At 73.3% G+C, this 26786-nt stretch carries 23 protein-coding genes; 10 read left to right on the forward strand and 13 right to left on the reverse strand.

Annotated features, from left to right (window positions below; all coding sequences use genetic code 11):
* The first annotated feature begins 51 nt into the window (after positions 1–51).
* Complete coding sequence (locus ACZ6Y1_RS03430; RefSeq protein ID WP_469622012.1) at positions 52–2952, forward strand: ATP-binding protein; 2901 nt, start codon at positions 52–54, stop codon at positions 2950–2952.
* 125 nt (positions 2953–3077) lie between these two features.
* Here the strand turns inward: ACZ6Y1_RS03430 and ACZ6Y1_RS03435 are convergent, their stop codons facing one another.
* From ACZ6Y1_RS03435 to ACZ6Y1_RS03465, 7 genes are all read right to left on the reverse strand, one after another.
* Positions 3078–3335: an acetate--CoA ligase family protein gene (locus tag ACZ6Y1_RS03435; RefSeq protein WP_469622015.1), complete on the reverse strand. Its 258-nt coding sequence runs from the start codon at positions 3333–3335 to the stop codon at positions 3078–3080.
* 315 nt (positions 3336–3650) lie between these two features.
* Complete coding sequence (locus tag ACZ6Y1_RS03440) at positions 3651–5036, reverse strand: Ni/Fe hydrogenase subunit alpha (protein ID WP_469622017.1); 1386 nt, start codon at positions 5034–5036, stop codon at positions 3651–3653.
* Complete coding sequence (locus ACZ6Y1_RS03445; RefSeq protein WP_469622022.1) at positions 5033–5848, reverse strand: NADH-quinone oxidoreductase subunit B family protein; 816 nt, start codon at positions 5846–5848, stop codon at positions 5033–5035. The genes ACZ6Y1_RS03440 and ACZ6Y1_RS03445 overlap by 4 nt, the downstream gene beginning before the upstream one ends.
* Before the next feature lies 1 nt (position 5849).
* On the reverse strand, positions 5850–6668 hold the full coding sequence (locus tag ACZ6Y1_RS03450) for an FAD/NAD(P)-binding protein (protein WP_469622026.1): 819 nt from the start codon (positions 6666–6668) through the stop codon (positions 5850–5852).
* Complete coding sequence (locus ACZ6Y1_RS03455; RefSeq protein ID WP_469622029.1) at positions 6665–7147, reverse strand: cyclic nucleotide-binding domain-containing protein; 483 nt, start codon at positions 7145–7147, stop codon at positions 6665–6667. Before ACZ6Y1_RS03455 ends, ACZ6Y1_RS03450 begins: the two co-directional genes overlap by 4 nt.
* A complete protein-coding gene (locus ACZ6Y1_RS03460) occupies positions 7144–8319 on the reverse strand; it encodes a 4Fe-4S dicluster domain-containing protein (protein WP_469622033.1) in 1176 nt (391 codons plus the stop codon). Before ACZ6Y1_RS03460 ends, ACZ6Y1_RS03455 begins: the two co-directional genes overlap by 4 nt.
* A 79-nt stretch (positions 8320–8398) precedes the next feature.
* Complete coding sequence (locus ACZ6Y1_RS03465; protein WP_469622036.1) at positions 8399–8977, reverse strand: hydrogenase maturation protease; 579 nt, start codon at positions 8975–8977, stop codon at positions 8399–8401.
* Between the two features lie 244 nt (positions 8978–9221).
* Between ACZ6Y1_RS03465 and ACZ6Y1_RS03470 the strand changes: the two genes are divergently transcribed.
* Positions 9222–9449, forward strand: a complete 228-nt coding sequence (locus ACZ6Y1_RS03470) for a DUF6243 family protein (RefSeq protein ID WP_469622038.1) — start codon at positions 9222–9224, stop codon at positions 9447–9449.
* Positions 9450–9469: 20 nt separating this feature from the next.
* Here the strand turns inward: ACZ6Y1_RS03470 and ACZ6Y1_RS03475 are convergent, their stop codons facing one another.
* Positions 9470–11902, reverse strand: a complete 2433-nt coding sequence (locus ACZ6Y1_RS03475; RefSeq protein WP_469622041.1) for a SpoIIE family protein phosphatase — start codon at positions 11900–11902, stop codon at positions 9470–9472.
* 306 nt (positions 11903–12208) lie between these two features.
* Between ACZ6Y1_RS03475 and ACZ6Y1_RS03480 the strand changes: the two genes are divergently transcribed.
* From ACZ6Y1_RS03480 to ACZ6Y1_RS03490, 3 genes are all read left to right on the forward strand, one after another.
* Complete coding sequence (locus ACZ6Y1_RS03480) at positions 12209–12664, forward strand: SRPBCC family protein (RefSeq protein WP_469622043.1); 456 nt, start codon at positions 12209–12211, stop codon at positions 12662–12664.
* Between the two features lie 266 nt (positions 12665–12930).
* A complete protein-coding gene (locus ACZ6Y1_RS03485; protein ID WP_469622047.1) occupies positions 12931–13158 on the forward strand; it encodes a CbtB domain-containing protein in 228 nt (75 codons plus the stop codon).
* Between the two features lie 14 nt (positions 13159–13172).
* Positions 13173–14015: a CbtA family protein gene (locus tag ACZ6Y1_RS03490; RefSeq protein WP_469622050.1), complete on the forward strand. Its 843-nt coding sequence runs from the start codon at positions 13173–13175 to the stop codon at positions 14013–14015.
* A gap of 88 nt (positions 14016–14103) precedes the next feature.
* Here ACZ6Y1_RS03490 and ACZ6Y1_RS03495 read toward each other — a convergent pair whose 3' ends face one another.
* Together ACZ6Y1_RS03495 and ACZ6Y1_RS03500 are read right to left on the reverse strand one after the other, a co-directional pair.
* Positions 14104–15378, reverse strand: a complete 1275-nt coding sequence (locus tag ACZ6Y1_RS03495; protein WP_469622054.1) for an MFS transporter — start codon at positions 15376–15378, stop codon at positions 14104–14106.
* Positions 15375–16742, reverse strand: a complete 1368-nt coding sequence (locus ACZ6Y1_RS03500) for a GH1 family beta-glucosidase (protein WP_469622057.1) — start codon at positions 16740–16742, stop codon at positions 15375–15377. Before ACZ6Y1_RS03500 ends, ACZ6Y1_RS03495 begins: the two co-directional genes overlap by 4 nt.
* A gap of 247 nt (positions 16743–16989) precedes the next feature.
* Here ACZ6Y1_RS03500 and ACZ6Y1_RS03505 point away from each other — a divergent pair, with 247 nt between their 5' ends.
* The gene (locus ACZ6Y1_RS03505) at positions 16990–17673 is read left to right on the forward strand and encodes a hemerythrin domain-containing protein (protein WP_469622061.1); all 684 of its coding nucleotides are present in this window, start codon (positions 16990–16992) and stop codon (positions 17671–17673) included.
* A 123-nt stretch (positions 17674–17796) separates the two neighbouring features.
* Positions 17797–18711: a TIGR03619 family F420-dependent LLM class oxidoreductase gene (locus tag ACZ6Y1_RS03510; protein ID WP_469622064.1), complete on the forward strand. Its 915-nt coding sequence runs from the start codon at positions 17797–17799 to the stop codon at positions 18709–18711.
* 13 nt (positions 18712–18724) lie between these two features.
* Here the strand turns inward: ACZ6Y1_RS03510 and ACZ6Y1_RS03515 are convergent, their stop codons facing one another.
* Complete coding sequence (locus tag ACZ6Y1_RS03515; RefSeq protein WP_469622066.1) at positions 18725–22132, reverse strand: BTAD domain-containing putative transcriptional regulator; 3408 nt, start codon at positions 22130–22132, stop codon at positions 18725–18727.
* Positions 22133–22192: 60 nt separating this feature from the next.
* Positions 22193–23251, reverse strand: a complete 1059-nt coding sequence (locus tag ACZ6Y1_RS03520; protein WP_469622070.1) for a pyridoxamine 5'-phosphate oxidase family protein — start codon at positions 23249–23251, stop codon at positions 22193–22195.
* Positions 23252–23619: 368 nt separating this feature from the next.
* Between ACZ6Y1_RS03520 and ACZ6Y1_RS03525 the strand changes: the two genes are divergently transcribed.
* From ACZ6Y1_RS03525 to ACZ6Y1_RS03535, 3 genes are read left to right on the forward strand one after another with little or no spacing between them, the layout of a single operon-like run.
* A complete protein-coding gene (locus ACZ6Y1_RS03525) occupies positions 23620–24249 on the forward strand; it encodes a flavodoxin family protein (RefSeq protein WP_469622073.1) in 630 nt (209 codons plus the stop codon).
* A 40-nt stretch (positions 24250–24289) separates the two neighbouring features.
* Positions 24290–25180, forward strand: a complete 891-nt coding sequence (locus ACZ6Y1_RS03530) for an SDR family oxidoreductase (protein WP_469622079.1) — start codon at positions 24290–24292, stop codon at positions 25178–25180.
* The gene (locus ACZ6Y1_RS03535) at positions 25177–26163 is read left to right on the forward strand and encodes a PHP domain-containing protein (protein ID WP_469622082.1); all 987 of its coding nucleotides are present in this window, start codon (positions 25177–25179) and stop codon (positions 26161–26163) included. The genes ACZ6Y1_RS03530 and ACZ6Y1_RS03535 overlap by 4 nt, the downstream gene beginning before the upstream one ends.
* Positions 26164–26200: 37 nt before the next feature.
* On the opposite strand, the gene ACZ6Y1_RS03540 is transcribed toward ACZ6Y1_RS03535, so the two are convergent.
* Positions 26201–26770: a cysteine hydrolase family protein gene (locus tag ACZ6Y1_RS03540; RefSeq protein WP_469622085.1), complete on the reverse strand. Its 570-nt coding sequence runs from the start codon at positions 26768–26770 to the stop codon at positions 26201–26203.
* Between the last annotated feature and the right edge of the window lie 16 nt (positions 26771–26786).

Raw genomic sequence — 26786 nt, forward strand, 5'->3', positions numbered from 1 at the left:
ACTCCTCCTCCGACCCGTACACTCTCCCGCACGTGGTGGAGGGGGCAAAGGATGTCGCAGGTCACGGAACCGAGTAGCTGGAACACTCAGCCCCTGCTGGAGCGGGAGGCGGAAGTCCTCGCGATCCAACGCGCGGTGGACGTCCTCTGCGGCATCGCGGGCAATGGCTCGGCCAACCGCAGCGGGGGTGTCCTGACCTTCGCCGGATCGGCCGGCATAGGCAAGACCACCCTCCTGAACGAGGCCCGCCGCCACGCCGCCGACCGCTCCTGCACCGTGCTCTTCGCGCGCGGCGGCGAGCAGGAGAGGCAGGTTCCGTTCCACGTGATGCGCCAGCTCATCCAGCCGGCGCTCGCCGCCATGAGCGAGGACGAACGGCGCGAGGCGCTCGGCAACTGGTACGGCATCATCGCCCCCGCGCTCGGGCTGACGGCCGCCCCGAAGGGTCCGACGGGGCCCGACCCGCAGGGCGTGCGCGACGGACTCGACTGGGTGGTCACACATTTAGCGGTACGCAACGCCCCCGTCGTGCTGATCGTCGACGACGCTCACTGGGCGGACGCGGAGTCCCTGAGCTGGCTCACCTCCTTCGCGGCGCGCGCCGAGGAACTGGCCATGCTGATCATGGTGGCCTGTCGGCCCGACGAGATCCCCGCCGGCGCCGCCGCGCTGCGCGCCCTCATGGGACGCCAGGGGACGCGCCCGCACGAGCTGGCTCCCCTGACCACGAGCGCCGTCGCGCGCATCGTGCGCGACGCCCTCGGTGAGAACGCTGACAACCTGTTCTGCCGCGAATGCTGGGCGATCACCGGCGGAAACCCCTTCGAGGTGGTCGAGCTGGTCATGAAGGGCCGCGACCGGGGGCTGAAGCCGTACCAGGGCAACATCCCCCAACTGCGCGAGCTGGCTTCCGCGGTCAAGGGTAGCGGCCTGATCGACCGGCTCGAACAGCTCGGCACGTCCACCGTTCGGCTCGCGTGGGCAGCCGCCGTGCTCGGTACCGCCGTCCCCCTCGGCATCGTCAGTGGCGTGGCCGCCCTCGGTGAGGCCCAGGCCGCCGAGGCCATCGACCGGCTGCGGGCCGCTCGCATCCTGACCGTCCTCCCGGGCGTGCGGCGCAAGGAAGTCGTGGAGTTCTTCCACCCGCTCATCGCCACCGCCGTGTACCGCTCGATTCCGCCCGGGGTACGCGTAGCCATGCACGGGATGGCCGCCCAGGCCGTGATCGACGACGGGCAGGGTTCCGCGGCCGCCGCCCGCCACCTCCTGGAAATGCACCCCGAGGGCGACCCCTGGGTCGTACAGCAGTTGCGCCAGGCCGCGCGCGAGAGCTTCTCCGCGGGCGCTCCCGATGCCGCGCGCCGCTACCTGGCCCGTGCCCTGCGTGAGCCCCCGGAGATGGAGGACCGCGCCGAGGTCCTGTTCGAACTCGGATCCGCCAACCTCCTGCACGACCCCGCGACGACGATCAACCAGCTCAGGGCCGCGCTGGAGGAGCCCAAGACCGACCAGGCCCTGCGCGAGGCGATCACGTACCGGCTCGCCCAGGCGCTCGGCCACACGGGCCAGCTGGGTCCGGCGGCAGAGCTCCTCGCGGACGAGGCCCGGCGTGCCACGAACTCCCGTACGCGGCTGCGCATGCAGGCCGAGCAGTTCAAATGGAACGCCGTCCGGTTCGACGAGGAGAACTCGCCCGCCCGCTCCCGGCTCCTCGCCCAGTTCGCCAAGCGGCTCACCGGCCGGGGTCTGGCCGAGCGGCACATCCTCGGTCTGCGGGCCTGGGACGCCGCGATGCGCGGAGAGCCCGCCTCCACCGCCCTGGAGTACGCGGAACAAGCGCTCGACGGGGGCATGAGCTGGACCGACCAGGACTTCGGCTTCGAGGTGCCCGCCGTCCTCGCGGTCACGCTCATGTACTGCGACCAGCCCGGCCGGGCCGAGGACCTCTTCAACACGGCGATCATCGAGTTCGAGGAGAAGGGCTGGCGCGGCGCGCACCTGTCGTTCGTCTACACCCTGCTGGGCTACGTCCGCTACCGGCGCGGGCAGCTCGCCGAGGCCGAGGACTTCGTACGCAACGGCCTCCAGATCGCCGACCGCGTCGGCACCGGGACACCGGCGCAGTGGTACGCGATCGGTACCCTCATCGAGACCCTGCTCGCCCGGGGGAACACCGCCGAGGCCCAGCGCATCGCCAATGCCTACAGGCTGGCGGACGGCTTCCCCCAGGCCGTGGTCTATCCCGATCCGCAGGCGGTGTGGGGCAAACTGCTCCTGGCCCAGGGCAGGATCGAGGAGGCGGAGCACCACCTCACCGCAGCCGGCCGGCGCCTGGATCTGCGCGGAACGCGCAATCCCTCCTGGAGTCCCTGGCAGCTGGACCTGGCGCTCGCACAGGCAACGCACGCGCCCGAGCAGGCACGGGCCACGGCGGCCGAAGCTGTCGCACGGGCCCGCGCGTTCGGGACGTCCAGCGTGATCGGACACGCCCTGCGCGTCGCGGCCACGGCCGCGGACCCGTTTCAGGCTGCGGGCCTGCTGCAGGAGGCGGTGGAGTACCTCGAACAGTCACCGGCCGCCTGCGAACTCGCGCACGCGCTCATCGACCACGGCATGGCCCTGCACGCCATCGGCGACCCGCACCAGGCGGCACAGCAGACCTACCGCGGCATGGAGTTGGCCGCCGACTGCGGCGCCGACGGGCTCGTGAGCCGGGCCAGGACCCAGCTGGCCGCGGCAGGTCTTCGGCCCCGCCGTCTGCGCACCTCCGAGCAGGACACCTTGACCGTCGCGGAGCTCACAGCTGCCCGCCACGCCTCGGCGGGGATGGACAACAGGTCGATCGCCGCGGCGATGCGCACCGACGCCAAAACGGTGTCCGAGCTGTTGTCCGCGGTCTTCACGAAACTGGGCACCGACCGGCTCGGACTGCACCGGGCGCTCGGGGCCTGATCGCCCGGACGGCCGGGAAGGGGAGTCCGGGCCGGAGTCCACGCGTGCGCAACCACACACGCGAGTCGGCCGCAGCGCCGGTCCGCGGTCCACGGCCGGCCGTCGGCCACCACAGCGTCGCCGCGTCAGCGAAGCCGGCGCAGGTACGGGTCGTACGGCCGGGCGGGGGCGAGCCGCATCCGGACGTCCACGATGTCGAGGCCGTCAGGACGGGCGATGACCGGGTTGAGGTCGGCTTCGGCGAGCTGCGGCAGGTCGTCCGCCAGCCGGGACAACGCGGCCACCTCCGCCAGATCGTCCGGGCGGACCGGCCGGACGGCGACGGTCGCCCCGTCCGCGAGGAGGACATGGACCTCCCGCGGCGCCGCCACCGTCCGTGACATGGCCGTCCTCCTTCCGGAGCATGCGGCCGGGGCCTCACCTGCCGGGCGGGGCCCGGGGAGCCGCAGAAACCGGCCGGGGCGTGAAAGAGGCGACCCCGCCCCACGCGCACGAGGGGGCGGAGGGAGTCCATCCGCTTCTCGCGGATCCTGATGGTGCGGTGCACGGCCGCCGGCCGCTTCTCCGCAGCCTCCCGGGACTCCTTCCGTCACTTTCATCACACCACGGTCCGGTGGGGCCCGCCACGGCCCGACGGCCCCTTTCCGTCCCCGGGGAGCCCCGGCCACGTACGCGGTGTCGGGCAGCGAGCGCGGTGCTCACGAGGGGTCTTGGCGGATGTGCTCGATGTCCAGTTCCAGGAAGTGCGCCGAGCACGAGATGCACGGGTCGTGGTTGCGGACCGCACGTTCGCACAGCCGGGTGAGCTCGGCCTGCGAATCCTCGCCGCGGTCGAGTCCGGCCTGGACGATCCGGCGCAGATCCTCCTCGATGGCGCCCTGGTTCTGCGCCGTCGGCGGAATGAGACGGGCGTCGGTGACAAGGCCGCTGTCGCCGAGCTCGTAGCGGTGGTAGAGCAGGCCCCGCGGCGCTTCCGTGGCCCCGTGTCCGGTGCCGGCGCGGGCCGGCACCTCGACGTACGGGTGGGGCGGCGGCTCGTACGCGGCGATGATGCGCAGCGCTTCCTCCACGGCGTACAGCACTTCCACCGCACGGATCAGGATGCTGCGGTAGGGGTTCCTGCCGACCGGACCGGGCCCGGCGCCCACCGCCCCGGGGAGCAGTGGAGGCCCGCCCAGTCCGGCTTCCCGGGCCGCTTCGAGGGCCGTGGGTGACAGCAGGTGGCCGCTGATGGCCCAGCGCGCGAGCGGGCCGGTGAGGTGCCTGCGTCCGTCCAGCCGGGACTGCAGAGCCGTGGAGTACGGGACGTGCACCTCGGTGACGTGGTCGCAGAAGTCCTGGAGCGGGAAACCGCGGGGCGCCGGGGGCTCGCCGTACGGCAGCACGGTGGGGGTGCCGGACTCGATGGCGTACGTACCGGTCTCGGCGAGGGCGAACAGGTCGGCGTCGCACTCGGCGTCGGGGAAGTCGAAGCCGGCCACCCAGCGGACGGTGTCCCACGCGTCGTCCAGGGCGGTACGCAATCGCTCCGCGAGGGGCCGGAGCTCGTTGCGGGTCGGGGTGCGGTGAAAGCCGCCGAGCCGGACGTTCACGGGGTGGATCGCCCGCCCCCCGAGCAGCTCGACCACCGCGTTGCCGGTCTGTTTGAGGCGCAGTCCGCGCTCCACGTGCTCCCGGTGGTCCCGGGACAGGCCGATCACGTCCTGGTGGCCGAGGAAGTCCGGCGCGTGCAGCAGGTGGATGTGCAGGGTCTGGCTCTCGATCCACTCTCCGCAGTACAGCAGGCGGCGCAGGGCGGCCAGTTGTCCGCCGACGGTGACGCCGCACGCGTCCTCGATCGCCCGGCAGGCGCTCAACTGGTAGGCGACGGGGCAGATCCCGCAGATGCGGGAGGTGAGGTCGGGGGGCTCGGTATGGGCTCTGCCGCGCAGGAAGGCCTCGAAGAACCGCGGGGGCTCGTAGATCGCCAGTCGCGCCTCGGTGACGGTGCCGTCATGGACGCGCAGGTGGAGCGCGGTCTCGCCCTCGACGCGGGTGAGGGCGGGGATCCGCAGGAGCCGGGAGCGTGGGGTGGGCCGGCTCATCCGGTTCCTTTCGTGTCCGTCACGCCGGGTCCCTGCTCCTCGACGGCGGTGAACGCGGTGACGTTGAAGGTGTGCAGGAACCTGCCGATGTCCTCCTCGTCCATCCCGTCGCGGTGCAGGAGCGGTACGAGCGCGGGCAGGTTCGTGGTTCCGGCCGGACCGAAGCAGCCGTAGCAGCCGCGTCCGTAGGTCGGGCACAGGGCTCCGCAGCCGGCGTGGGTGACCGGGCCGAGGCAGGGCGTGCCGTGGGCGACGGTGACGCAGACGTTGCCCCGGCGCTTGCAGGCGAAGCAGACGCTGTGGTTCGGGATGCCCGGTTTGCGTCCGGCGAGGAAGGCCGTGATGACTTCCAGCAGCTGTCCGCGGTCGATGGGGCAGCCGCGCAGCTCGAAGTCGACGGGGACGTGGGCGGAGATGGGTGTGGAGGTGGCGAGGGTCGCGATGTAGTCGGGGCGGGCGTAGACGGTCGCCAGGTACTCCTCGGCGTCGGCGTGGTTGCGCAGGGCCTGGACGCCTCCGGCGGTGGCGCAGGCGCCGATGGTGACGAGGTGGCGGGAGTCGGCGCGGACGCGCCGGATCCGGTCCAGGTGCTCGGGGGTGCTGACCGAGCCTTCGACGAGCGCGAGATCGTACGGGCCGGGCGCGACGTCGCCGGACGCCTCAGCGAAATGGGCGATCTCCAGCTCGGCGGCGATGCCGAGCAGTTCGTCCTCGCAGTCGAGGAGCGTGAGCTGGCAGCCGTCGCACGAGGCGAACTTGAAGACGCCCAGCCGGGGGCGGGCGGTCCGCTGCGGCGCGGTGGGGGTGTTCATCTCACAGCTCCCGTACGGTGAGCAGGGATTCGGCCCGGTCGTAGCCGATGACGGGGCCGTCCCGGCAGAGCAGCAGGGGGCCGAGCTGGCAGTGGCCGCAGTGGCCGGTGGCGCAGCGCATGTTGCGTTCGAGGGAGACCTGGATGTGGGTGGGGTGCACGCCGCGGTCGACCAGGGCGCGCGCGGTCGCCCGGATCATGACCTCGGGACCGCAGACGAAGGCGGTCGTGTCCGCCGGATGGAACCGGGCTTCACCGATCAGTGCGGTGACGACTCCGACCCTGCCGGTCCAGTCGGCGGAGGGCCGGTCCACGGTGGCCTCCGCGAACGGTCGTCGCCACGCGGGGAACTCGTCCGCGTACAGCAGATCGCCGGGGGTCCTGGCGCCGGCGAGGACGCTCAGCCGCCCGTAGGCGCCCGGCTCGGCCAGTACGGCGTGGACGAGGGGGCGCAAGGGGGCGAGGCCGATGCCTCCGGCGACGACCAGGACGTCCCGGCCGCGGGCGGCGGCCGTGTCCCATCCGGCTCCGAACGGGCCCCGGACCCCGACCTGCGCGCCGGGCCCCAGCTCGTACAGTGCGCGGGAGACCGCGCCGACCGCCCGGACCGTGTGCGCGGTTCGCCGCCCGTCGGGGAGTCGCGACACGGAGACGGGGATCTCGCCCACGCCGAACGCGTACAGCATCGCGAAGCGGCCCGGGGTGAAGGCGGGCAGGTGCTCACCGACGGGCTCCAGCGTGAGCGTGACCGTGTCGTGCGTCTCCTCCCGCCGGTCCACCACACGGTGCGGAAGCGGTGTCAGGGCCGGTGTCGGGGTCACGGCGTGGGCCCGCTCTGCGGCGGTCCGTACAGGTCGAGCAGCCGGGTGCGCGTGGCCCTGAGCCTTTCGCCGATCGTCCCGGCGACCTGCGTGACGAATGCCAGACCGAGCGCGGGCCGTTCCGTGCACAGGGCGCGTACGGCGGCGGCGTCGAACTCCCAGGCGCGGGTGGGTTCCCGGGTCTCGGCGCCGAGGTGCCACTGCCGGGGCGGGCACAGCCACGACCAGCCGAGCAGGCCTCCCGCACCGATCGTCTCGACGACCACCCGGCCCCGGCCGGGCACCTGGACGTCGAGTGCGACCGTGCCCGAGCGGATGATCCAGAAGCGGTCCGCCTCGCCGCCTTCCTCGAACACCCGCGAGGCGCCCGGCATGAGGACGTCGCGGGCCAGGGCCGCCAGCCGCTCCCGGTCCCGCTCCTCCACGGGCAGGCCGGCGAGCAGTCCCCCGCCGCCCGGCGCCTCCGGAGCCGTGGTCACGGCCCGCCCTCCTTCCGTACGGCCTCCTGGTGCAGTGCGCGGGCCTCCTCGGTGAGGTCGATACCGGTGGGGCACCAGACGATGCAGCGGCCGCAGCCGACGCAGCCGGAGCTGTCGAACTGGTCGTGCCAGGTGCCCAGCTTGTGGGTGAGCCACTGGCGGTAGCGGCTGCGGGGGGAGGACCGGACCGGGCCGCCGTGCAGCAGCGAGAAGTCCAGGTCGTAGCAGGAGTCCCAGCGGCGCCACCGCTCGGCGTGGTCGCCGGTCAGGTCGGTCACGTCCTCGGTGGTGGTGCAGAAGCAGGTCGGGCAGACCATGGTGCAGTTGCCGCAGCTCAGGCACCGGGCGGTGACGTCGTCCCAGCGGTCCGCGTCCAGCGTGTCCCGCATCAGCGCGCGCAGGTCCACCGGCGGCATGGACCGGCCCATCCGGGCGGCGGCCTCGCGCACCCCGTCCTCGGCGGCGGCACGGACGGCGTCGTCGGCGGCGTGGGACGGGAGTTCCGCGAGGACCGCTGCCCCCTCCTCGGTCCCGCTCCGGCACAGGAAGCGGTGGCCCCCGTCGTCGACCACCTCGGTGAGCGCGAGGTCGTATCCGGCGTCCACGGCCGGTCCCGTGCCCATCGAGACGCAGAAGCAGGTGGCGCCCGGCTCGGTGCACTCGACGGCGATCAGGAAGGCTCCCGTCCGCCGGGACAGGTAGGCGGGATCCCGGAAGCGGCCGCCGGACATCACCCGGTCCAGGATCCGGATGGCGCGCAGATCGCAGGGCCGCACGCCGAGGAACGCGTACGAGACCCTCTCCGGCTCCTCCTCGCGCACGGTCAGCGCCCCGCCGGGCCCCCGGTCGGCCGACCACTGCCGGACCCGCTCGGGGTGCAGGAACGACTTCCAGGACTGGGGTCCGGCGCTGTGCGCGAAGGCGGCCCCGTCGTCGCGCCGGCGCACCCGGTACCGCCCCGCCTCCAGCTCCACGCCCCACCCGTAGGGCAGCTCGGCGGCGGAATCCAGTTCGTCGAGGACGATCGCTCCGTCGCGCAGGGTCGGGCCGATCACCGTACGGCCGCGGCCCTTCAGGACCCGCACGAGCGCGTCGAGACCGCTGCGGTCGAGCACCGCCTCGGCACCGCGGCCGGGAGCCCGTCCCCTCGCGGTGTCCTGGGGATCGCTCATGCCTGTACCTCTCCTCCGCGCACGAAAGCCCGGGGCGGAGCCCGCGACGCAAACGGCCCACCTGCTCACGGACAGGGTGTCAGGCGGGTGGCCGCCGCGCCCCGAACGCCGTCCGGCGAGTCCCGGCGGGTGGTGGTCCCGTACCGGAGCCGCCGTGGCGCGAGGACACGTCGTGCCGTGCGATGTCCGCCTCGATGCGCCGGGCCAGACGTGGCACCGCGGCCGCCACGCCAGGGGTCGTGCCCGCACCCAGCGAGCGGTCCGCGCCTTCGACCGCGTACACGACCAGACGGCCGGGGCGGCGCCCCAGAACCTCGCCGAGCCGCAGCGCCTCGGCCAGCCCCAGCCCGTGCGTACTGTGTCTCCCCGGGCCGGCCGGACGCAGCGTGCTCCCTTCGGTGCCCTCCCACCGGTGCGTCCGCCCCGGCTGCGCCGATGGCGGGAAGCAGGCATCGACGACGACCGCGAGGCCGGCATCCCCCCAGAGGTCGAGCAACCGCCCGGGATCCCCGTCGCACTGCGCGAGGACGGTGCCCGGCGGCAGCCGCCGCTGCGCCGCCCGCCCCCTCAGCAACGAGACGACGGCCCACCCGGCCCCGTCGTCCCGGCGGAACTCGTTGCCGATCCCGATGACCACCGTGCCGCTGAACCCGACCACTCGTCCCCGCTCCAGTCTTCGACGACCTGCCCCGCGTCCGCACCGCTCGGGCCCGTCCTGGACCGCTGCGCCCGTGTGCCGGTCAGGGGCCTGCGCGGGGCGGGTGGCGCCGGGCCACTGATCGATGATCGGCCCGGGGCCCGGCGTCCGCACCCCGAGGCGCGCGGGGGCGGGGAACCCGGGTAACGTCAGCGTCCTCACCGATGAATCCGTAGATCACTTCACATCACCACCGGGAGAACCCGTGCCCGACAGCAAGAACATCGACAACCCCGTCGGCCAGGGCGGCGGCCAGCGCAAGAGGCAGTCCCGCGCCGAACGCCAGAACAACGGTCCGCACCGCAACCTCGACCGCCAGGGCGCCGCCGACAGAAAGGCGGAGCTGGTGCGCAAGATGCGCGAGAAGGCGGCCGCGGCCGCGGCCGCGGCCGCGGCCGCCGACCAGGCGGGCGGCGCCACCGCACAGAACTGACGCACCGCGGCGACCGTGCGTCAGGCGCTCGCTCGGTGCCAGGGAATCTCGGCCCACACCTGCTTGCCTCCGCTGAGCGGCACCGATCCCCAGGCCATCGTCATCGCCTCGACGATGAGCAGCCCCCGACCGCCGGTCTCTTCCCAGCTCACCGACATCGGTTTGACGGGGCTGCGCGGCGACGCGTCGTTCACGGCGATCCGCAGTCGGTCCGCCGACAAGGTCAGGTCCATGCCCACCGCGCCCTGGGTGTGCGCGATGGCGTTGGTGACCAACTCGGACACGACCAGCAGGGCCGCGTCGAGTTCCTCCGTCACTCCCCAGGCCCGCAGGGTCCGCGCCGTGAAGCGGCGCGCGTGCATGACCGCGTCGGGCAGCCGCCACACCGTCCAGTGGCTGCGCATCGGCCGGTCCCGTGTGCCGTCGTAGCGCAGGAGCAACAACGCGACGTCGTCATGACGACGGCCCACGGTGACGACCAGTTCGTCGGCGACCCCTCCCACATCCACCGGGTTGGACGCGGCGAGCACCTCGCGCACCCGCCGCATGCCCTTCTCCAGCGGCAGCCTGGCGGACTCGACCAGTCCGTCCGTCAGCAGCATGAGCAGGGTTCCGGGAAGCAGCCCCGCCTCGGTCATGGGGAATTCGGCTTCCGCGAGCACTCCCAGTGGAGGGCCGCCCTCGACCTCCAACTCCTCGGTGACACCGTCGGGATGGCGCAGTACCGGCGGCAGATGGCCCGCACGTACAACCTTGGCGATGCCCTCCTCCATGTCCAGGTCCACGTACGCACAGGTGGCGAACAGGTCGGTCTCCATGCCTACGAGCAGCCGGTTGGCCCGCGCGACGACCACATCGGCCGGGTGGCCCTCCACCGCGTAGGCCCTGACTGCCGTACGCATCTGGCCCATGATGGTGGCCGCTGCCGCGCTGTGCCCCTGTACGTCCCCGATGACGAAGGCCGCGTGACCGTCACGGAGCGGAATGACGTCGTACCAGTCGCCGCCCACCTCGAGTCCCGCCGTCGCGGGGAGATAGCGGGCCACCGCGACCGCGCCCGGCAACTCCGGGAGCTTGCGGGGCAGCAGACTGCGCTGGAGCATGCTGGCGAGTTCGTGGCCCGCGTCCAGAGCGCGGGCCCGCACCAGCGCCTGCCCCGCGAGCCCTCCTGTCGCGGTCAGCAGCGAACGCTCCTCCGGTCCGAACCGGTGCTCCGCGTCCCACCCCACCAGACAGGCGCCCGTCATCCTGCCCTCGGCGGGCAGCGGCAGCACCGCGAGACCGCCGGGGCCCACGCCCAGCAAACCGGTTTCGAGCGCCGCGCCGGGCGGCCACAGACTCATGTGCCCCTCACGCAGCGCGCTCCGCAAAGTGGGCAGGTCGCCGAGCGGGACGTCGGGCCACACGGATCGCCATTCCGAGCGCCAGACCTCGGGCCAGGCATCGGGCTCCGGCGGGTCGAGGGCGGTGACGACGAGCCGTTCCGGCTCCAGTACACCGACCGCGACCCGGGAGGCGCCGAGCGGCTCGCGCAGCGCGGCGACCACCAGCCGGCTGACCTCCCGGATGGACGCCGCTCCCGCCAGCGCGGCCGAAAGCCGCTGCACGAGGGAGACCTCGTCGGCACTGGGCCTCAGATACGCGGCATCGGCCACCACGCCCAGGACGCGCTGCGGAGCGCCCCCGGAGTCCACTTCCACGCGGCAGCGCAGACCCAGCCAGCGCAGCTCACCGTTCGGGCGGCGGATACGGAACGCCAGCTGCTGCCCGTCGGCGGCCAGCCGGTCCGGCTCCACGATCGCCATCAACGCGGGCATGTCGTCGGGGACGGCGCAGGCGAGCAGGGTCTCCACCTGCCCGTCGAACCGCTCGGGAGGCAGACCGAGCAGTTCCAGCACGTGCGCATGGGCCTCCATACGGCCGGTGCTCAGTTCCAGGATGAAGGCGCCGCCTTGTTCCGGTACCAGGGACTGTCCCAGATGCACCTGCGGGGCCGCACGTCCGGCGGAGCGGGCGGCCACCGACTGGAGTCCGGCGGCGACCTGATCGGCGTAGAGCTCCAGAAGGCTGCGGTCGTCGGCGCTGAAGCCGTCTCCGACGGCTCCCGCCACGATCAGGCACCCGAGATCTTGGTCGCCGTGTCCCAGGGGCAGCGCGCCCAGCGAGGTCCTGGCCGGCGAGTCGGGGCCGTCGTCCCGGGCGCGGGTGGGGACGTGGTGGGGATCTTGCTCGATGAACGTGGCGAGTTCCTTGGGATCCAGCCACAGCGGGCGGCCGGACCTGAAGGCCGCGGCGGCGGGCGAATGGCCGGCCACGGCGAGCACCGCGGGCAGCCCGTAGAGGACACCGAGGTTGCCGGTCAGCTCGGCGAGATGCAGTTCCCTGCCCTGGTCGGCGACCACATAGACAGCGGCAAGCTCGGCGCCACAGAACGCAAAGCCATCACTGGTCACTGTCCGTATCGCCTCCTCCGAGGCATTGCGCCGGCCGCCCCTCCCTCCATGCTGTCGCGCCCCGGGCCATCCGGGCGAGTCGGAACGCGGGCCGAAGGGGCCGTGCCGCCTCGCGCTGCGTTCCGTGCGGCGCCTCGACGACGGCGTCCCCCCACGCGAAGTTGCCAGAGCCCGCCTGCCCTCGGCGCGAGTCACTCGTCCGGAGTGCTCGGGCTGCACGGACACCGCGCCCGGTATGAGGCTGGAAGCCAAGCCCGTGGGAACTCGGGGGTGCCGCCGTGCCGCCCCTCCTCCAGGAGCGTGAACATGGCCCGGAACCGCCGTCTGATCCTCAGCTCGCCCGCCGAGGTCTGGGACCTGCTGTCCGACGGCCACCGCTACGGCGAGTGGGTGACGGGAACGCGGCAGGTCCTCGCCGTGGACCCGCACTGGCCGGAGGCCGGGGCTCGGCTGAAGGTCCGCGTCGGTGCCGGGCCCCTCACCCTTGACGACACCTGCGTCGTCCGCATCTCCGAACCGCTGCACCGCCTGCAGCTGGAAGCGAAGGCCGGACCCTTCGGTGCGGCCCGCATCGCCATGCGGCTGCTCCCATGGGGCGAGCACACCCTCTTCACCCTCGACTGGCACCCCCTCCGGGGCCCCGGCACGCGGATGCACGGCCTCCCCGTGGACTACGTCGTCGCGGTCCGCAACGGCATGATGCTCACGAAGCTGGCGCGGATCGCGGTGCGCGAGCACGCCGCGCAACTCCCGAACCGTTAAGCGCGCTGACGGGACGTCCGGGGCGTCCGGGCTGTGATCAGGAACTCATCCGCTTGGTACGACGGCCTGCCGGGCTGTAGCGTCACGTCGACATCTGCACATAGCGACGACGGCGAGACGGAAGTCCGGTGTGAATCCGGCATGGTCGCGCCACTGTGTGCTGCGACGGCGCTCCTCACCGGGGGTGGCGTCGCGGCGAGTCAGACCCTCGGACCGTCGTTCCGCACCACCACATGGGACGCGTCGTTCCCCGAGGAGGTTCCACCATGGCCGAGGCCCTTGCTCCCGCCGCCATACCCGCCCCCGCCGTCTCGCCGTCGGCTCCGCTGCCCGTCAAGGCCGTCCTGCCCTGGGCGCTGTTCGTCGGTCTCCTGATGCTCGTGGCCCTGTACTTCGTCGGCGCCGAGCAGGGTGCCACCGCCGTGTTCTCCGGCGAGGGCGTGCACGAGTGGGTGCACGACGGCCGTCACCTGCTCGGCTTCCCCTGCCACTGAGGGGCCTGCACATCATGTACGCCTCCACCGTCAGAGGCCTTCTGGTCCGCGGCATGCTCGCGGGCCTGATCGCCGGACTCTTCGCCTTCGCCGTCGCCTACGTCGTCGGTGAGCCCCCGGTCCGGGGCTCCATCGCCGTCGAGGAGGCCGCGGCCGCCAAGGAAGCCGCCCCCGCGGGCGGTCACGCGGGTCACGGCGCTGCCGCGCCCGCCGAAGCCGCCGCCGGCGCCGCCGAGGAAGAGGAAGAACTCGTCAGCCGGCCCGTCCAGTCCACCGTCGGCCTCGCCACCGGTGTGCTCGTCTACGGGGTCGCGCTGGGCGGCATCGCCTCCCTCGCGTTCTCCTTCGCCCTCGGCCGGGTCGGCGGGTTCAGCCCCCGGGCAACGGCCGCGCTCACGGCGGCGGGTGCCTTCGCCACCGTCTACTTCGTGCCGTTCCTGAAGTATCCGGCCACCCCGCCGGCCGTCGGCAATCCCGACACCATCGGGCAGCGCACCACGCTGTTCTTCCTGATGATCCTGCTCAGCGTGCTGCTCGGCGTCGGCGCGATCATCCTGGGACGGCGGCTGGCACCGCGTCTGGGCAACTGGAACGCCACCCTGGCGGCCGGTGCCGGCTTCGTCGTCGCCACCGCCCTGGCCTTCCTCGTCCTCCCGGACAACAGCGACGCCGTCAAGCCCGAGTTCCCCGCGGCCCTGCTGTGGGAGTTCCGGGTCGCGTCGGTGAGCGTCCAGGTCGTGATGTGGGCCGTGTTCGGAATCGTCTTCGGCGTCCTCGCCCAGCGGCTCCTGGCCCACCGCACCGACCCCGCCGGTACGGAGGCGGCCGCGCCCCGGCCTGCCTCGGCCCTCGGCTGATCCCCGCACCGCGGCCACCTGTGGGGCCCTGCCGCTCCGGACCTCCGGAGCGGCGGGGCCCTGCTCGTCTCCCCGGGCCCGGGCCCGGTCAGGGCACCGAGCGGATGCGGCGCACGAGGAGCGAGCCCGCGAGGGCGAGGCCGCCCGCGAGGGCGTACAGAGCCGTGTACCCGCCGAGGTGGGTGACGACCGGCGCCGCGATCACCGGGGCCAGGACCTGGGGCAGCGCGTTGGCGATGTTGATCACGCCCAGGTCCCTGCCCCGGTCCTCCGCACTCGGCAGCACGTCGGTGAGCAGGGCGAAGTCCACCGCCGTGTAGACGCCGAAGCCGAGGCCGAGGACGAGCGAGGCGACGACCGCGCCGGTCCAGGTCTGCCAGACGGCGAGCAGCAGCGTGGCCCCGGCGATGACCAGCCCCGACCGGATGACGTAGGACTTCCGCCGGCCGCTGCGGTCCGAGCGGATGCCGCTGATCACGACCGTGGCGAGCAGGGTGAGCGCGTTGAGCGCGGTGAGGATCAGCACGCCGGTGTCCGCGTCACCTCGGTAACGCACCGCGTCGGTCAGGTAGTAGAGCAGGTACATCGTGCTGATCGAGTACGAGAGGTTCATCAGGAACCGGGTGAGCCAGGCCCAGCCGAAGTCGGGGTGGCGGCGGGGGTCGATCCAGAAGCCGGTGAGGAAGGCCCGCCACCGGAAGGCCGGCCGGTCGGCCGGTGCGAGCGTCGAGTCGCGCCGCATCAGCACGTACGGCACGGCGGCGAGCACCGAGAAGCCCGCGCAGGCCAGGTAGCCGGCGGTGATCCCGCCCGCGACCGTGGCCAGCGCCGTGCCGGCCAGGATGCCGACGACCTGGGAGACGCCGAGCCAGCCGCCGACCAGGCCGCGCCGGCGGGGCGGGACCTGGTCGGGGACGGCCGCGGTGAGGGCGGCGAAGGCCGCGTTGAGGGCGAGCTGGACCAGGCACCAGCCCGCGATCACGGCCGTGACGCTCGACGCCAGGGAGAGGAACACCAGGCCGGCGGCCCCGCCCGCGACCCCGGCGGCCACCCAGGGGATCCGGCGGCCCGCGCGCGCCGTCGTACGGTCGGACAGCGCTCCGAAGACCGGGTTGGCGGCCATCGAGACGGCCGCTCCCAGGCCCGTCACCAGGGCGAGGGTGGCCGCCTTGTGTTCGGGGGTGAGCTGCTCGGCCTGGCGCGCCAGGAGCAGTTGCAGCGGGCCGAACCAGCCGACCCACACCCCGATGTTGGCCAGGGACAGCGCGCCGATCCACCGGCCGCCGGGCGCGGTGCCCGGTTCCTCGGGGTCCTCGGGGTCCGCGGGGTCCACGGCGTCCGCGGCCCTCGGCCCGGCGGTCATCTGCCGCTCTTGATCAGGTCGCGGTACCAGGCGTACGACTCCTTGGGCGTCCGCGCCAGCGTGTCGTAGTCGACGTGGACGAGCCCGAACCGCTGTCGGAAGCCCTCCGCCCATTCGAAGTTGTCGAGGATCGACCAGATGAAGTAGCCGCGGACGTCGGCACCTTCGGCCATCGCCTGGTGCAGGGCGCGAAGGTGGCCGTCGTGGTAGGCGATCCGGCGTGCGTCCTCGACCCTGCCGGTGCCCGGGTCCGGGCCGTCGCCGTACGAGCAGCCGTTCTCGGTGATGTACAGGGGCGGCAGCCGGTCGCCGTAGCGCTCGCGCAGGGTGGCGAGCAGTTCGCGCAGCCCGTCCGGGACCACCGGCCAGTCGAAGTCGGTGCGTTCGTACCCCTCGATCTCCCTGATGGCGAAGGGGAGTCCGGAGGGGATCTCGATGCCGCCGAAGGCGGAGGCGGCGGCCGGGGTCGGCGCGCCGACGAGCATCGGGTTGTAGTAGTTGACCCCGTACCAGTCCAGCGGGGCCGAGATCGTCCTGAGGTCCTCCGCCACCGGCCCGGGCAGGAGGGAGTCCAGGCCGTCCGGGTAGGCGCCGGTCAGGATCGGGTCCGCGAAGAGGCGGTTGGTGAGGGTGTCGTACAGCTCGGCGGCTGCGCGGTCCTCGTCGCTCTCGCCCGCGGCCCAGACGGGACTGTGCGAGGCCGCTATGCCGATCCGGCGGGCTCCCGCCGCGCGCAGGGCCTGTACGCCCAACCCGTGGGCCAGGAGCTGGTGGTGGGCGGCGGGCAGGGCGTCGAAGACGAGCTCCCGGCCGGGGGCGTGTTCGCCCAGACCGTATCCGAGGAGGGTGACCTCGGCGGGCTCGTTGATGGTGATCCACATGGGCACCCGGTCGGCGAGGCGCTCCGCGACCACGGAGGCGTACGCGGCGAACCGCTCGGCGGTGTCGCGCTCCAGCCAGCCGCCCCGCTCCTCCAGGGCGAGCGGGGTGTCCCAGTGGAAGAGGGTGGGCGCCGGGGCGATCCCCGCGGCGCACAGTTCGTCGACGAGCCGGTCGTAGAAGTCCAGCCCGGCGCGGTTGACGGGACCGTGCCCGTCGGGCAGGACGCGGGACCAGGAAACCGAGAAGCGGTAGGCGTCCACGCCGAGTTCGGCCATGAGCGCCACGTCCTCCCGGTAGCGGCGGTAGTGGTCGGTCGCCACCTCCGCGTTGGAGCCGTCCTTGACGCGTCCCCGCTCGCCGGTGAAGGCGTCCCAGGAGGAGGGGCCGCGGCCGTCGGCCGTGGGCGAGCCCTCGATCTGGAAGGCGGAGGCGGAGACGCCCCAGAGGAAGCCGGCCGGGAACCGGGGTACGGGCACTGTCATGCGGACTCGCTTCGGTCGGGGAGCGCGGATCCCCGCAGGGGCGGGGAGGGCGCTGCCGGGCGTGCGGTGGCGCAGCTGCTCACGGAACTCTCGGGTCCCGGGACCCGCCCTGTCAATGGAAAGTGAACAATCCTCAACTTTTCCCGGGCGGGGTGGACGGGCAGTTGCCCGGGTGCGTCCGCCTGGCGCCTCCGACCGGCAAGTCGGCTGCAAGTGGGCTGCAATCGGCCTCCGAAGACTGGAAGGCATGACCACGAACGACGTTTCAGATTCCGCTGCCCACGCCTACACCCGCGAGATGGCGATGATCCACCAGGTGTTCCGCCGCGAGTCGCGGCTGCTGGCCGAACTCGTCCAGGACGTCCAGCCCGCCGACACCGCACGCGCCCGGGTCCTCGCCGAGCACTGGCGGCTCTACACCATCGGGCTGCACGCCCATCACACCGGTGAGGACGAGATGCTCTGGCCCGTGCTCCTCCCCCACCTGGATCTCGACGCCGAGCAGGTGCTCGCGATGGAGGCGCAGCACCGCGAGCTGAGCGAGGGCAGCGGTGAGGTCCGGGTGCTGATGGACCGGTGGCAGGCGCTGGCCCGGGCGGAGGACCGGGACGAGCTGGTCGAGGCCTTGCGGCGGCACCACCGGCAGCTGTCCGCCCATCTCGACGAGGAGGAGCGTGAGGTCATGCCGCTGGTCGCGCTCCACGTGACCGAGGAGCAGTGGCGTGCCGTCGGGGAGCGGGGCCTCGCCGAGACGCCCCGCAACCGGCTGATGATCGCCCTGGGCGCCATCCTGGAGGACAGCTCCCCCGAGGAACGCCTGGAGTTCCTCACCCGTCTGCCGGTCCCGGCGCGGGTGCTCTGGAAACTCCTCGGGCAGCGGCAGTACCGCCGTGAGACCCGGCGGATCCGCGGCCGGCACGCCACCGCGTGAACCCGTCCGCCCGGTCCCCCACGGCCGGGCGGACGCCCCCGGCCGCCCCACGGCCGCCCCCGGCCGCCCCCAGGTCGCCTCCCTCCCTCCCTCCCTCCCTGTACCGATCGAGGAGTTCCACCGATGCGCATCGGATTCTCCGTACCGCAGTTCGGCCCGTTCGCCGACCCCCACCGCTCGGCCGGCCTGTGTACGGCCCTGGAAGCGCTCGGCTGCGACAGCCTCTGGGTGGCCGACCGGCTCCTGGCCCCGATCCTGCCGCCAGGCGGATACCCGGGCGGGAAGCCGATGCCCGTCCGGTACGGCACCCATCTCGACCCGCTGCTCGCGCTGGGCGTGGCGGCCGCGGCGACCGGGCGGGTACGCCTGGGCAGCAGCACGCTCAATGCGCTGTGGCAGCCGCCCCTCGTGCTCGCCCGGGCCCTGACGACCCTCGATCTGATCAGCCGCGGCCGTCTGGACGTGGGCCTCGGCCTGGGCTGGATGCACGAGGAGTACGAGGCCGCGGGGGTGCCGTGGCGGGGGCGCGGCGCCCGGCTGGAGGAGACCCTCGACGTCCTGGAGGCCGTGTGGGGGTCCGGGACGGTCGCGCACAGCGGGGCCCTGTGGAGGATCGCCGAGTCGACCGTGCTGCCGAAACCGTGCCAGAGGCCGCGGCCGCCCGTCCTGCTGGGCGGCTTCACCGCCGCGGCTCTGGAGCGGGTCGGCCGGCGGGCGGAAGGGTGGCTCGGGGCGTCGATGCCGCTGCCCTTCCTCCACGGTCTGTGGGCGGTGGCCGTCGAGGCCGCCGAGCGTGCCGGACGCGACCCGGCGGCACTGCGCCGGGTGTTCCGCGTGAATGCCGACGTCACCGCGACGGACGCCCCGGCCGGGGAGACCCATCACCGCGGAACCGTGCGCCAGATCTGCGATCACCTGCGGCTGATGTGCGCGGCGGACACCGATGAGGTGCTGGTGGACCTCCAGTTGACGACGGACTCCCCCGACGAGTTCCTCGATCTGGCAGCACGGTTCACGGCCGACCTGCGCGGGAGTTGAGACGGGAGCCGGGCTACGCGGACTCCGCGGGCAGTCCGGCCAGGGCTGTGCGGGCGGCGTCCGCCCAGTGGGGCGAGTCCCACGCCGCCGCCACCCGCGCCGCTTCCAGGTAGTGGCCCCGGGCCTGGTCCGGCCGGCCCAGGAAGGCGGCGAGTTCGCCGAGGGTCTGTGCGACCGGCCGGAAGACGAGGCTGAGGCTGCTCGCACCGCCCGCCAGCCCCTGGAGGGGCAGCAGGTCACGGTAGACCTCGCAGGCCGCTTCCCGGTCGCCGAAGGCGATGGCGGCGGCGCCGCGCAGCCCGGCCAGGATGGAGTAGGCGAAGTCGCGCCGGAGCGGCACCCGCATGCCGAAGACCTCCCGGGCCTCCTCGGGGCGTCCCGCTGCCCGCAGCGCGAGTGCGGCGAGAGCTTCGTTGTGGGGCTTGTACTGCTCCCACACCGCGAGGAGCACGGGCAGCATCTCTGCGATCCGGCCCTGCTGCACCCGCATGCACCCGATGCTCAGGGCGGCGAGCCCGCTGAGGTCCACCGCTCCACGGGCCCGCAGCTCCGCGACCGCGGTCCCCATGGCGTGCTCCGCCTCCTCGAAACGGCCCTGGGCCATGGCGAGCATGGGATGGCGCAGCCGGGCCACCGCGAACGCGCCCTGGAGCCCGTACGTGCGGGCGATCTCGTCCGATCGCGCGAGACACCGCTCCATCTCCACCGGGTCGTTGCGGGCGGCGGCGATCCGGGCGGCGACGTAGGCACTCATCCACGCGTACTCGGGGCCGTCCTGGGCCTCGGCCACCTCGGTGAGCTCGCGGTGGAGCTCCCCGTAGGCGGCCGGTTCGAGTTCGCCGTCGACCTTGCGCAGCAATGAAGTGAGGGTCAGTCCGCGCAGCCGGGGATCGCCGGCGGCCCGGGCGAGCTCGACGGCCCGGCGCGCCTCGGCCACGGCACGCGGATCGGTGTCGTCGAGCGCGTCGGCCAGCTGGTCGAGGAGCAGGCACCGCTGCCGGTCGGTCAGTCCCGGGTCCTCCAGCAGGACCTCCAGTTCGGCGACGGCCTCCGGGTCGGACGCCGCGTAGGGCCGCACGCGCCAGGGCGTCGGTTCGGTCCAGGTCGTGTACGCGGCGGTCAGCAGGTCGGCCCGGCCCTCCTCGCGGGCCACCGCCACGGCCTGCTCCTGTGCCTCGCGGGCGGGTACCACGGCGCCCATCCGGATCCGGCAGTCCACCAGCTGGCCCAGCAGCGTCACGCGCAGCAGGGCGACGTCCTGGTCCGCGAAGGCCGCCGGATGGTCGTCGAGGAGACCGAGGGCCGCGTGCAGGATGTCCTCGGCGTTCTGCGGCGCGTAGCGGCGTACGGCCTGTTCGCAGGCGAGCCGGGCGTGCTGGACGGCGGGCCCCGCGTCGGCGGTGACGACCGTGGCCGCCCGCAGCAGGTGGTGGGCGGTGGCGGCGACGTCGTCGGAGCCGAGGGCGATCAGGCTCCGGCCGAGCCGGGAATGCATCCGGGCCAGCCGCAGCCGGGTGAGGTCGGCTTCCAGGGCGTCGCGTACGAGGGCGTGGCTGAAGCGGACCGTGCCGGGACGCGGCTCGGTGAGCAGTCCGGCGGTGACACCGGCCTCCAGGGCGTCGAGGAGCTGATCGGCGTCGCTGTCCGCGGCATGGACCAGGAGGGCGACCGGCGCCTCGCGTCCGGCTACGGCGGCCAGGCGCAACCCGGCCGTCACGGTCGGCGCCAGCAGGGCCAGCCGTCGCCGCAGTACGTCCTGGACCCCCTGCGGGATGCGGTCCAGCGCCTGTTCTTCGCCCTCACTGGCCAGGAGCAGCGAACTCTCGCGCAAGTAGAAGGGGTTGCCTCCGGCCCGTTCGGCCAGAGCCGTCGCGGCCCGGTCGGTCATGCCGGTCGCGACGCGGCGCAGCAGGGCCTTCGCCTGGGCGTCTGAGAGCCCGCCCAGGGCCAGGCGCACGGGAGAGCGGGCGGCCAGGCGTGCCAGTGCCTCGGTCAGGTCCCCCTCGCCGGTGCGGTACGAGCCGATCAGGAGCAGCGGTGCGTCGCGCAGCTGTTCGGCGCAGAGCAGGAACATCTCGATGCTCTCCCGGTCGCCCCGGTGCAGGTCGTCCAGGACGATCGCGAGCGGCTGCCGCCGGGCGGTGTCCCGGAGCCAGCCGAGCAGGGCCCTGTGCAGGCGGAAGCGCCGTGCCGGGCTGCCGTCCGTCTGTCCGGGGGTGCCCGTGGCGCCGGGGGCCAGGAGCGGGGCGAGCTCGTCGGCGTACGCTCCCGGCGGGGCGGAGCGTGCGAGGTCCGGCAGCATGTCGAACCAGGCCCGGCCGGGCGGGGCGCCCTCGGTCTCCGGGCACTGCCCCGAGCCGACCAGCCAGCCCTGTCCGGGCAGTTGGCGCAGGGCGGCCTCCAGGAGGCTGGACTTGCCGATACCGGCCTCACCGGAGACCAGGACCACCTGGGCCCGGCCGGTGCGTGCCCGGTCCGCCGCGGCGGCGAGCAGGGCCAGTTCTCCGTCGCGGCCCAGGAGCCGGTCGGCCGTGAGCAGCGTGGGCGCGGCCGGCGTCGGCGTCCGGGGCTCGGTGGCGGGGACGGGGGACGTGGCCGGCCGCACGGCGGGGGCCGTGTCCGTGCGTACGAGGGCCGCGGCGGGGGCGGTGGTCGAGCGGTGGAGCAGGTCGAGACGCTGGTGCAGGAGGGCCTGTTCGAGTTCGAGCAGCGCGGGGCCGGGCTCGACGCCGAGTTCCTCGCCGAGGACGTGCCGGGCCCGCCGCAGCGCTGCCAGGGCGTCCCCCTGGCGGTCGCGGGCCCACAGCGCCAGGGCCAGCAGCCGCCAGCCCTCCTCGTGCAGGGGCTGCTCCGTGGTCAGGGCGCCCGCGTCGGCGACGGCTTGCGCGGCCTTTCCGCAGGCGAGGCGCGCGGCGGCCAGCCGTTCGCGGGCACTGCGGTGCAGCTCCTCCAGGCGGGTGCGTTCGCTCGCGGTCCACGGCTCGTCGGCGAATTCCGCGTACGGCTGGCCGCCCCACAGGGCGAGGGCGCCGGTCAGGTGCTCTTCGGCGAGGTGCGGCGGCGTCCCCGCCGTCGCGCAGGCCGCCACCCGGTCCTCGAACACCCACGCGTCCACGGCTCCCGGGTCCAGGGCCAGGGCGTAGCCGTAGGGGGCGCTGACCAGGATCCGGGCGGGGGTCCGCGGTGCCCGTTCCGGTTCGAGAGCGCGCCGCAGACGTGCGACGTACGCGTGGAGCGAGGTCTGTGCGCTCGGCGGGACGCTCGTCGGCCAGAGCCTTCCGATGATGCGTTCCGTCGGCACGACGGCGCCGCGGGCGAGCACCAGTTGGACCAGCACCATCCGTGCGAGCCGGCCACGCGCGTCGGCCGGACGGCCGTCGACCTCGACCCGGAACGAGCCGAGCACCTTCAATGTGATCATGACAAGAACATCGTAATCGGCACGCGGGGGCGCACCGGGGCCGGACCGGCTCCCCGGCGCTCAGTGGTGCGGCGATCCCGTCACCACCGGGGGGCCGGGAGAGTGGGCCGGCTTCGGCGACGGCGCCGGGTCCGCGAGGGCGCGGAACAGGTCCCACCGCACCTTCGGGCGGCGCAGACCGCGCCGTTCGAGGTACCGGTCGGTGGACCGCTTCGTCCGGCGCAGGACGCCGAGGGCGTCGCCGGCCCGGCCGGAGCCCATGGGTTCGATCACGGTGGACGGGACCAGCACCCACCCGGCGTCAGTGCGGCGCAGGTCGCCCCGTACGAGCGCGTTGTACATGTGGTCGAGCCGTTCGTCATGACGGTGCACCAGGAGGCTGGCCGGGCCCCGTTCGACAGGGCAGTCCGGCGGCACCTCGACGAGGTAGCCGGCCGGTGTCGGCCGCGGCCGGGTGCGGGCGAGGACCGGAGCGCCCGAGGCGTCGCGCGCGGCCAGGACGGCGGTGGGCAGGCTCGCCAGCTGGGCGGCTCCGGGCAGGGTCACGGTTCCGGTGGCGGGTGCCGGCTCGACCGGTGGCGGCAGTTCCGCGAGGGGCGGCCGCACGAGCACCAGTTCGGGCTCGACGGTGATGAGCAGGCGCAGGTAGTACCAGGACATCACCGGCCTCATGGGACGCAGGAGGTACGAGCGGCTGTGCGGCTGCCGCTCGAAGAGCCTGCGCCAGTACTCCTCGGCTCCTCGCGGACTTGCCATGACCGTGTCGGGGCAGTGGGCGCGGCCGCCGACGAAGATCTGCGGGGCGAAGTCGAGACCGCTTCCGGTCGGGTCCGAGAAGAGCAGTCCGACCCGTGCGTCACGACGGATGTTCAGGGCCTTCTGCGCGAACGCGAGTGAGGTGGTCAGCAGGAGGGTCCCGTCGTCCCGGCGTTCGACGGCCGTCGGCCAGGCCAGCGGGGTCCCGTCCTTGCCCAGGGTGACGAACTCGCAGGTCCGGTAGGCGTCCAGGACCTCGTGCGGAGCGGAGTCGAGAACCGTCGTCGGACTGCTCCGGAGTCGGGGGCGGACCCCGTCCGCCTCATGGGCGTGGAGGCTTTCGGAGGCACTGCTGGGGGACATGCTCGGACACTCCTGTATCGCTGGCCGGCAACGGATACAGAACGGTGGCCCGGCCCTCTTGGCCCCGACTTGCCATCGGCTTGCCACCGCATGCCGGCGCGGCTGTGTACATCCCCCGGTATCCCCCGGTTCAGGGGGTCGCGGTGGCGGGGATCCGGCCCAGCACGGGAAGGGAAACCGGAACGTCCGCGGGCGGCGCGCACCGCGAGGCCGGCCGCCGCAGCGTACGGCCCGGCCCCCTCCTGCGAACCCGCTCGGTGACCCGGCCGGACCCCGAGGGGGTGCGGACGGCCGCGCCCGCGATTCGTCCGGTACCACGGCAAGGCGAAGGGTGGGATAGGCACCGGTGATCCGGGTAGCCGGAGCACATGGACACAACGACCCAAACCACGCCGCTGCGCGCCGTCGCGCTGGTCTGCACGCTTTCGCCCTCGCCGAAGCGGTCCAGCTCCCAGCTGCTGGCCGAGCAGACCATGGCGGCCCTGGCCGACCACGGCGTCACGGGAGAAGTGATCCGGATCGCCGATCACGACGTCAAACCGGGCGTCGAGGTCGACATGGGCGGCGGTGACGCCTGGCCGGAGATCCGCGAGACCATCATGGGCTGCGACATCCTGGTCCTGTCCACGCCCATCTGGCTCGGCCACCCCTCCAGCATCGCCCAGCGGGTCCTGGAACGCCTCGACGCCGAACTCGGCGAGAGCGACGACGAGGGCCGCATGCTCACCTACGGCAAGGCCGCCGCGGTCTGTGTGGTCGGCAACGAGGACGGCGCCCACCACGTCAGCGCCGAACTCTTCCAGGGCCTGAACGACGTCGGGTTCTCCCTCGCCCCGAACGCCGTCACCTACTGGGTCGGCGAGGCCATGCAGGGCACCGACTACCAGGATCTCGACAAGACCCCCGAGAAGACCGCGGCCACGACGAAGACCCTCGCCGTGAACACCGCGCACCTCGCGCGCCTCCTCAAGGCCGCCGCCTACCCGCCCTCCACCTGAACCCTGTCCCTGCCCCTCCCCCTGCCGGAAGGAGACCGCGATGCCCTCCCACGACCAGACCCTCACCGATCCGGTATCGCTCCATGCCCGTCCCCCGTTCCCCGAGCAGGACCAGGACCACCCGGGCTCGACCGAGGCGATGGATCCCCGCCCCGACCACGGCGAGGAGAGCTACCGGGGCCACGACCTGCTCCACGGCCGCAAGGCGCTGGTCACCGGAGGGGACTCCGGAATCGGCCGCGCCGTCTGCGTGGCCTTCGCGCGGGAAGGCGCCGACGTGGTCTTCACCCACCTGCCCGAGGAAGCCGCCGAGGCCGAGGAGACCGCCCGCCTGATCCGCCGGGCCGGGCGCACCGCGGTACCGGTGGCGTGCGACATCCGGCACGAGGACGAGTGCACCTCCCTCGTCGACCGGACGGTGAGCGAGCTGGGCGGCATCGACCTGCTCGTCAACAACGCCGCCTACCAGATGGCCCAGCCCGACGGGATCGAGTCGATCACCACCGAGCAGTTCGACCGGGTGATGAAGACCAACCTGTACGGGATGTTCTGGCTCACCAAGGCGGCGCTGGCGCACATGCCGCGCGGCGGATCCGTGATCAACACCGCTTCCGTGCAGGGCTACCAGCCCAGCCCGCACCTCCTCGACTACGCCATGACCAAGTCCGCGATCGTCTCCTTCACGCACAGCCTGGCCCAGATGCTCGCCGAGCGTGGCATCCGGGCCAACGCCGTCGCGCCCGGACCGGTCTGGACCCCGCTGATCCCCGCGACGATGCCCGACCCGACGAAGTTCGGCGAGCAGTCCCCGCTGGGGCGGCCCGCGCAACCCGCGGAAATGGCCCCGGCGTACGTCTTCCTCGCCTCCCCCCAGGCCTCCTACATCACCGGCGAGATCGTCAACGCCACCGGCGGAACCCCCCTGCCGTGACCCCGGACGAAGCCCTGCGCCAGATCGCCTTCCTGCTCGAATGGCGCGGGGCGTCGCCGTACCGGGTGCGGGCCTTCCACACGGCGGCCGATGCCGCCCGCGCCCTGGAACCCGGACCGGTGGACGCCGCACGGGCCAGGCAGCTGCGCGGGGTGGGCCCGGTCACCGCCGAGGTGATCGCGCAGGCCTCCAGCGGGGCGGTGCCGGACTACCTCGCCCGTCTGCGGGCCGAAACCGGTCCGGCGGCCCGCGCCGGCTGGGACCTCGCGGCCGCGAGCACCGGGGACTGCCACCTGCACTCCGACTGGTCGGACGGCGGCAGTCCCCTGGAGGACATGGCCGACGCGGCCCGCGCCCTGGGGCACCAGTGGGCCGTTCTGACCGACCACTCACCGCGGCTGACGATCGCCCATGGACTGAGCCCGGACCGGCTCAGAAGCCAGCTGCAGGCCGTGGCCGCCGTCAACGCCGCGATGGGCCCGCACTTCCGGCTGCTGACGGGCATCGAGTGCGACATCCTCGAAGACGGCTCGCTCGACCAGGAGGAGGACCTGCTCGGCCGGCTCGACGTCGTCGTGGCCTCCGTGCACTCCAAACTCCGTTCCGAGCCCGAACCGATGACCGCCCGCCTGCTGGCCGCGGTGCGCAACCCGCACGTCGACGTCCTGGGGCACTGCACGGGGCGGATCGTCACCGGTCGGGGCCGCCCGCAGTCCCGCTTCGACGCCGAGGCTGTTTTCGCCGCGTGCGCGCGGGCGGGCACCGCCGTGGAGATCAACTGCCGGCCCGAACGACGCGACCCGCCGGACGACCTGCTCGTGCAGGCCGCCACCGCGGGCTGCCTCTTCGCCGTGGACACCGACGCCCACGCCCCCGAACAGCTGCACTGGCAGAGCTCGGGCTACGCACGCGCGGCACGAATCGGCCTGGGAGCGGACCGGCTGATCACGACCTGGTCGCTCGGCCGGCTGCTGGCGGCCTGAAGCCGCGGGGAGCGGAGGCGGCCGGCCACGCCGTGGCTCACCCTCCGTCGGCGCCGTCCCCCGGGCCGTCGTCGAAGACGATGCCGTCCACCCCGCAGATGGTGGCGGACATGTTGCGACTCATCATCTGCAGGGCCGCCGAGGCCAGGTCCGCGTCGATGTGCGCGACCGCGTCCTCTGCCACGACGACGTCGAAATGCCGGATGTGGGCGTCCAGGGCCGAGTACAGCACACACTGCTCGGTCACCTGTCCGCACAGCACCAGGCGTTCCGCCTCCAGTTGGCCCAGCAGGTAGGCCAGGGGCGTTTCGTAGAAGATCGAATGCCGCGCCTTGACCACGAAGAGCGAGTTCTCGTCGGGGGCGATCGGCTCCACCAGGTCGCCGTGCCGGCCCGCCAGGGTGGCCCGCAGGATCTCCCCGTGGTGGGAACGCCACTCGCCGAAGTTGTCGTTGACGTACACGACCGGCGATCGGCTGGCGCGGGCGTTTCTCAGCAGCGTCGTGATCCCCGGGAGTGCCTTGCGGACCGAGGGAACCAGGGCTTCGGCGTCCTCGTGCTCGTAGGTGTTGAGCATGTCGATGACGATGAGCGCCGTACGGGGCATGAGGTGGGCGCCTCCT

The sequence above is a fragment of the Streptomyces sp. NPDC053432 genome (genome assembly GCF_055585365.1).

What these genes read in the sequence shown, in the direction of transcription:
- ACZ6Y1_RS03540 (WP_469622085.1), bottom strand. Translation starts at nt 26,770, where the DNA reads ATGCCCCGTACGGCGCTCATCGTCATCGACATGCTCAACACCTACGAG.
- ACZ6Y1_RS03445 (WP_469622022.1), bottom strand. Translation starts at nt 5,848, where the DNA reads ATGAACACCCCCACCGCGCCGCAGCGGACCGCCCGCCCCCGGCTGGGC.
- ACZ6Y1_RS03480 (WP_469622043.1), top strand. Translation starts at nt 12,209, where the DNA reads ATGGCCCGGAACCGCCGTCTGATCCTCAGCTCGCCCGCCGAGGTCTGG.
- ACZ6Y1_RS03520 (WP_469622070.1), bottom strand. Translation starts at nt 23,251, where the DNA reads ATGTCCCCCAGCAGTGCCTCCGAAAGCCTCCACGCCCATGAGGCGGAC.
- ACZ6Y1_RS03430 (WP_469622012.1), top strand. Translation starts at nt 52, where the DNA reads ATGTCGCAGGTCACGGAACCGAGTAGCTGGAACACTCAGCCCCTGCTG.
- ACZ6Y1_RS03510 (WP_469622064.1), top strand. Translation starts at nt 17,797, where the DNA reads ATGCGCATCGGATTCTCCGTACCGCAGTTCGGCCCGTTCGCCGACCCC.
- ACZ6Y1_RS03530 (WP_469622079.1), top strand. Translation starts at nt 24,290, where the DNA reads ATGCCCTCCCACGACCAGACCCTCACCGATCCGGTATCGCTCCATGCC.
- ACZ6Y1_RS03495 (WP_469622054.1), bottom strand. Translation starts at nt 15,378, where the DNA reads ATGACCGCCGGGCCGAGGGCCGCGGACGCCGTGGACCCCGCGGACCCC.
- ACZ6Y1_RS03440 (WP_469622017.1), bottom strand. Translation starts at nt 5,036, where the DNA reads ATGAGCCGGCCCACCCCACGCTCCCGGCTCCTGCGGATCCCCGCCCTC.
- ACZ6Y1_RS03485 (WP_469622047.1), top strand. Translation starts at nt 12,931, where the DNA reads ATGGCCGAGGCCCTTGCTCCCGCCGCCATACCCGCCCCCGCCGTCTCG.
- ACZ6Y1_RS03505 (WP_469622061.1), top strand. Translation starts at nt 16,990, where the DNA reads ATGACCACGAACGACGTTTCAGATTCCGCTGCCCACGCCTACACCCGC.
- ACZ6Y1_RS03435 (WP_469622015.1), bottom strand. Translation starts at nt 3,335, where the DNA reads ATGTCACGGACGGTGGCGGCGCCGCGGGAGGTCCATGTCCTCCTCGCG.
- ACZ6Y1_RS03500 (WP_469622057.1), bottom strand. Translation starts at nt 16,742, where the DNA reads ATGACAGTGCCCGTACCCCGGTTCCCGGCCGGCTTCCTCTGGGGCGTC.
- ACZ6Y1_RS03515 (WP_469622066.1), bottom strand. Translation starts at nt 22,132, where the DNA reads ATGATCACATTGAAGGTGCTCGGCTCGTTCCGGGTCGAGGTCGACGGC.
- ACZ6Y1_RS03525 (WP_469622073.1), top strand. Translation starts at nt 23,620, where the DNA reads ATGGACACAACGACCCAAACCACGCCGCTGCGCGCCGTCGCGCTGGTC.
- ACZ6Y1_RS03460 (WP_469622033.1), bottom strand. Translation starts at nt 8,319, where the DNA reads ATGAGCGATCCCCAGGACACCGCGAGGGGACGGGCTCCCGGCCGCGGT.
- ACZ6Y1_RS03490 (WP_469622050.1), top strand. Translation starts at nt 13,173, where the DNA reads ATGTACGCCTCCACCGTCAGAGGCCTTCTGGTCCGCGGCATGCTCGCG.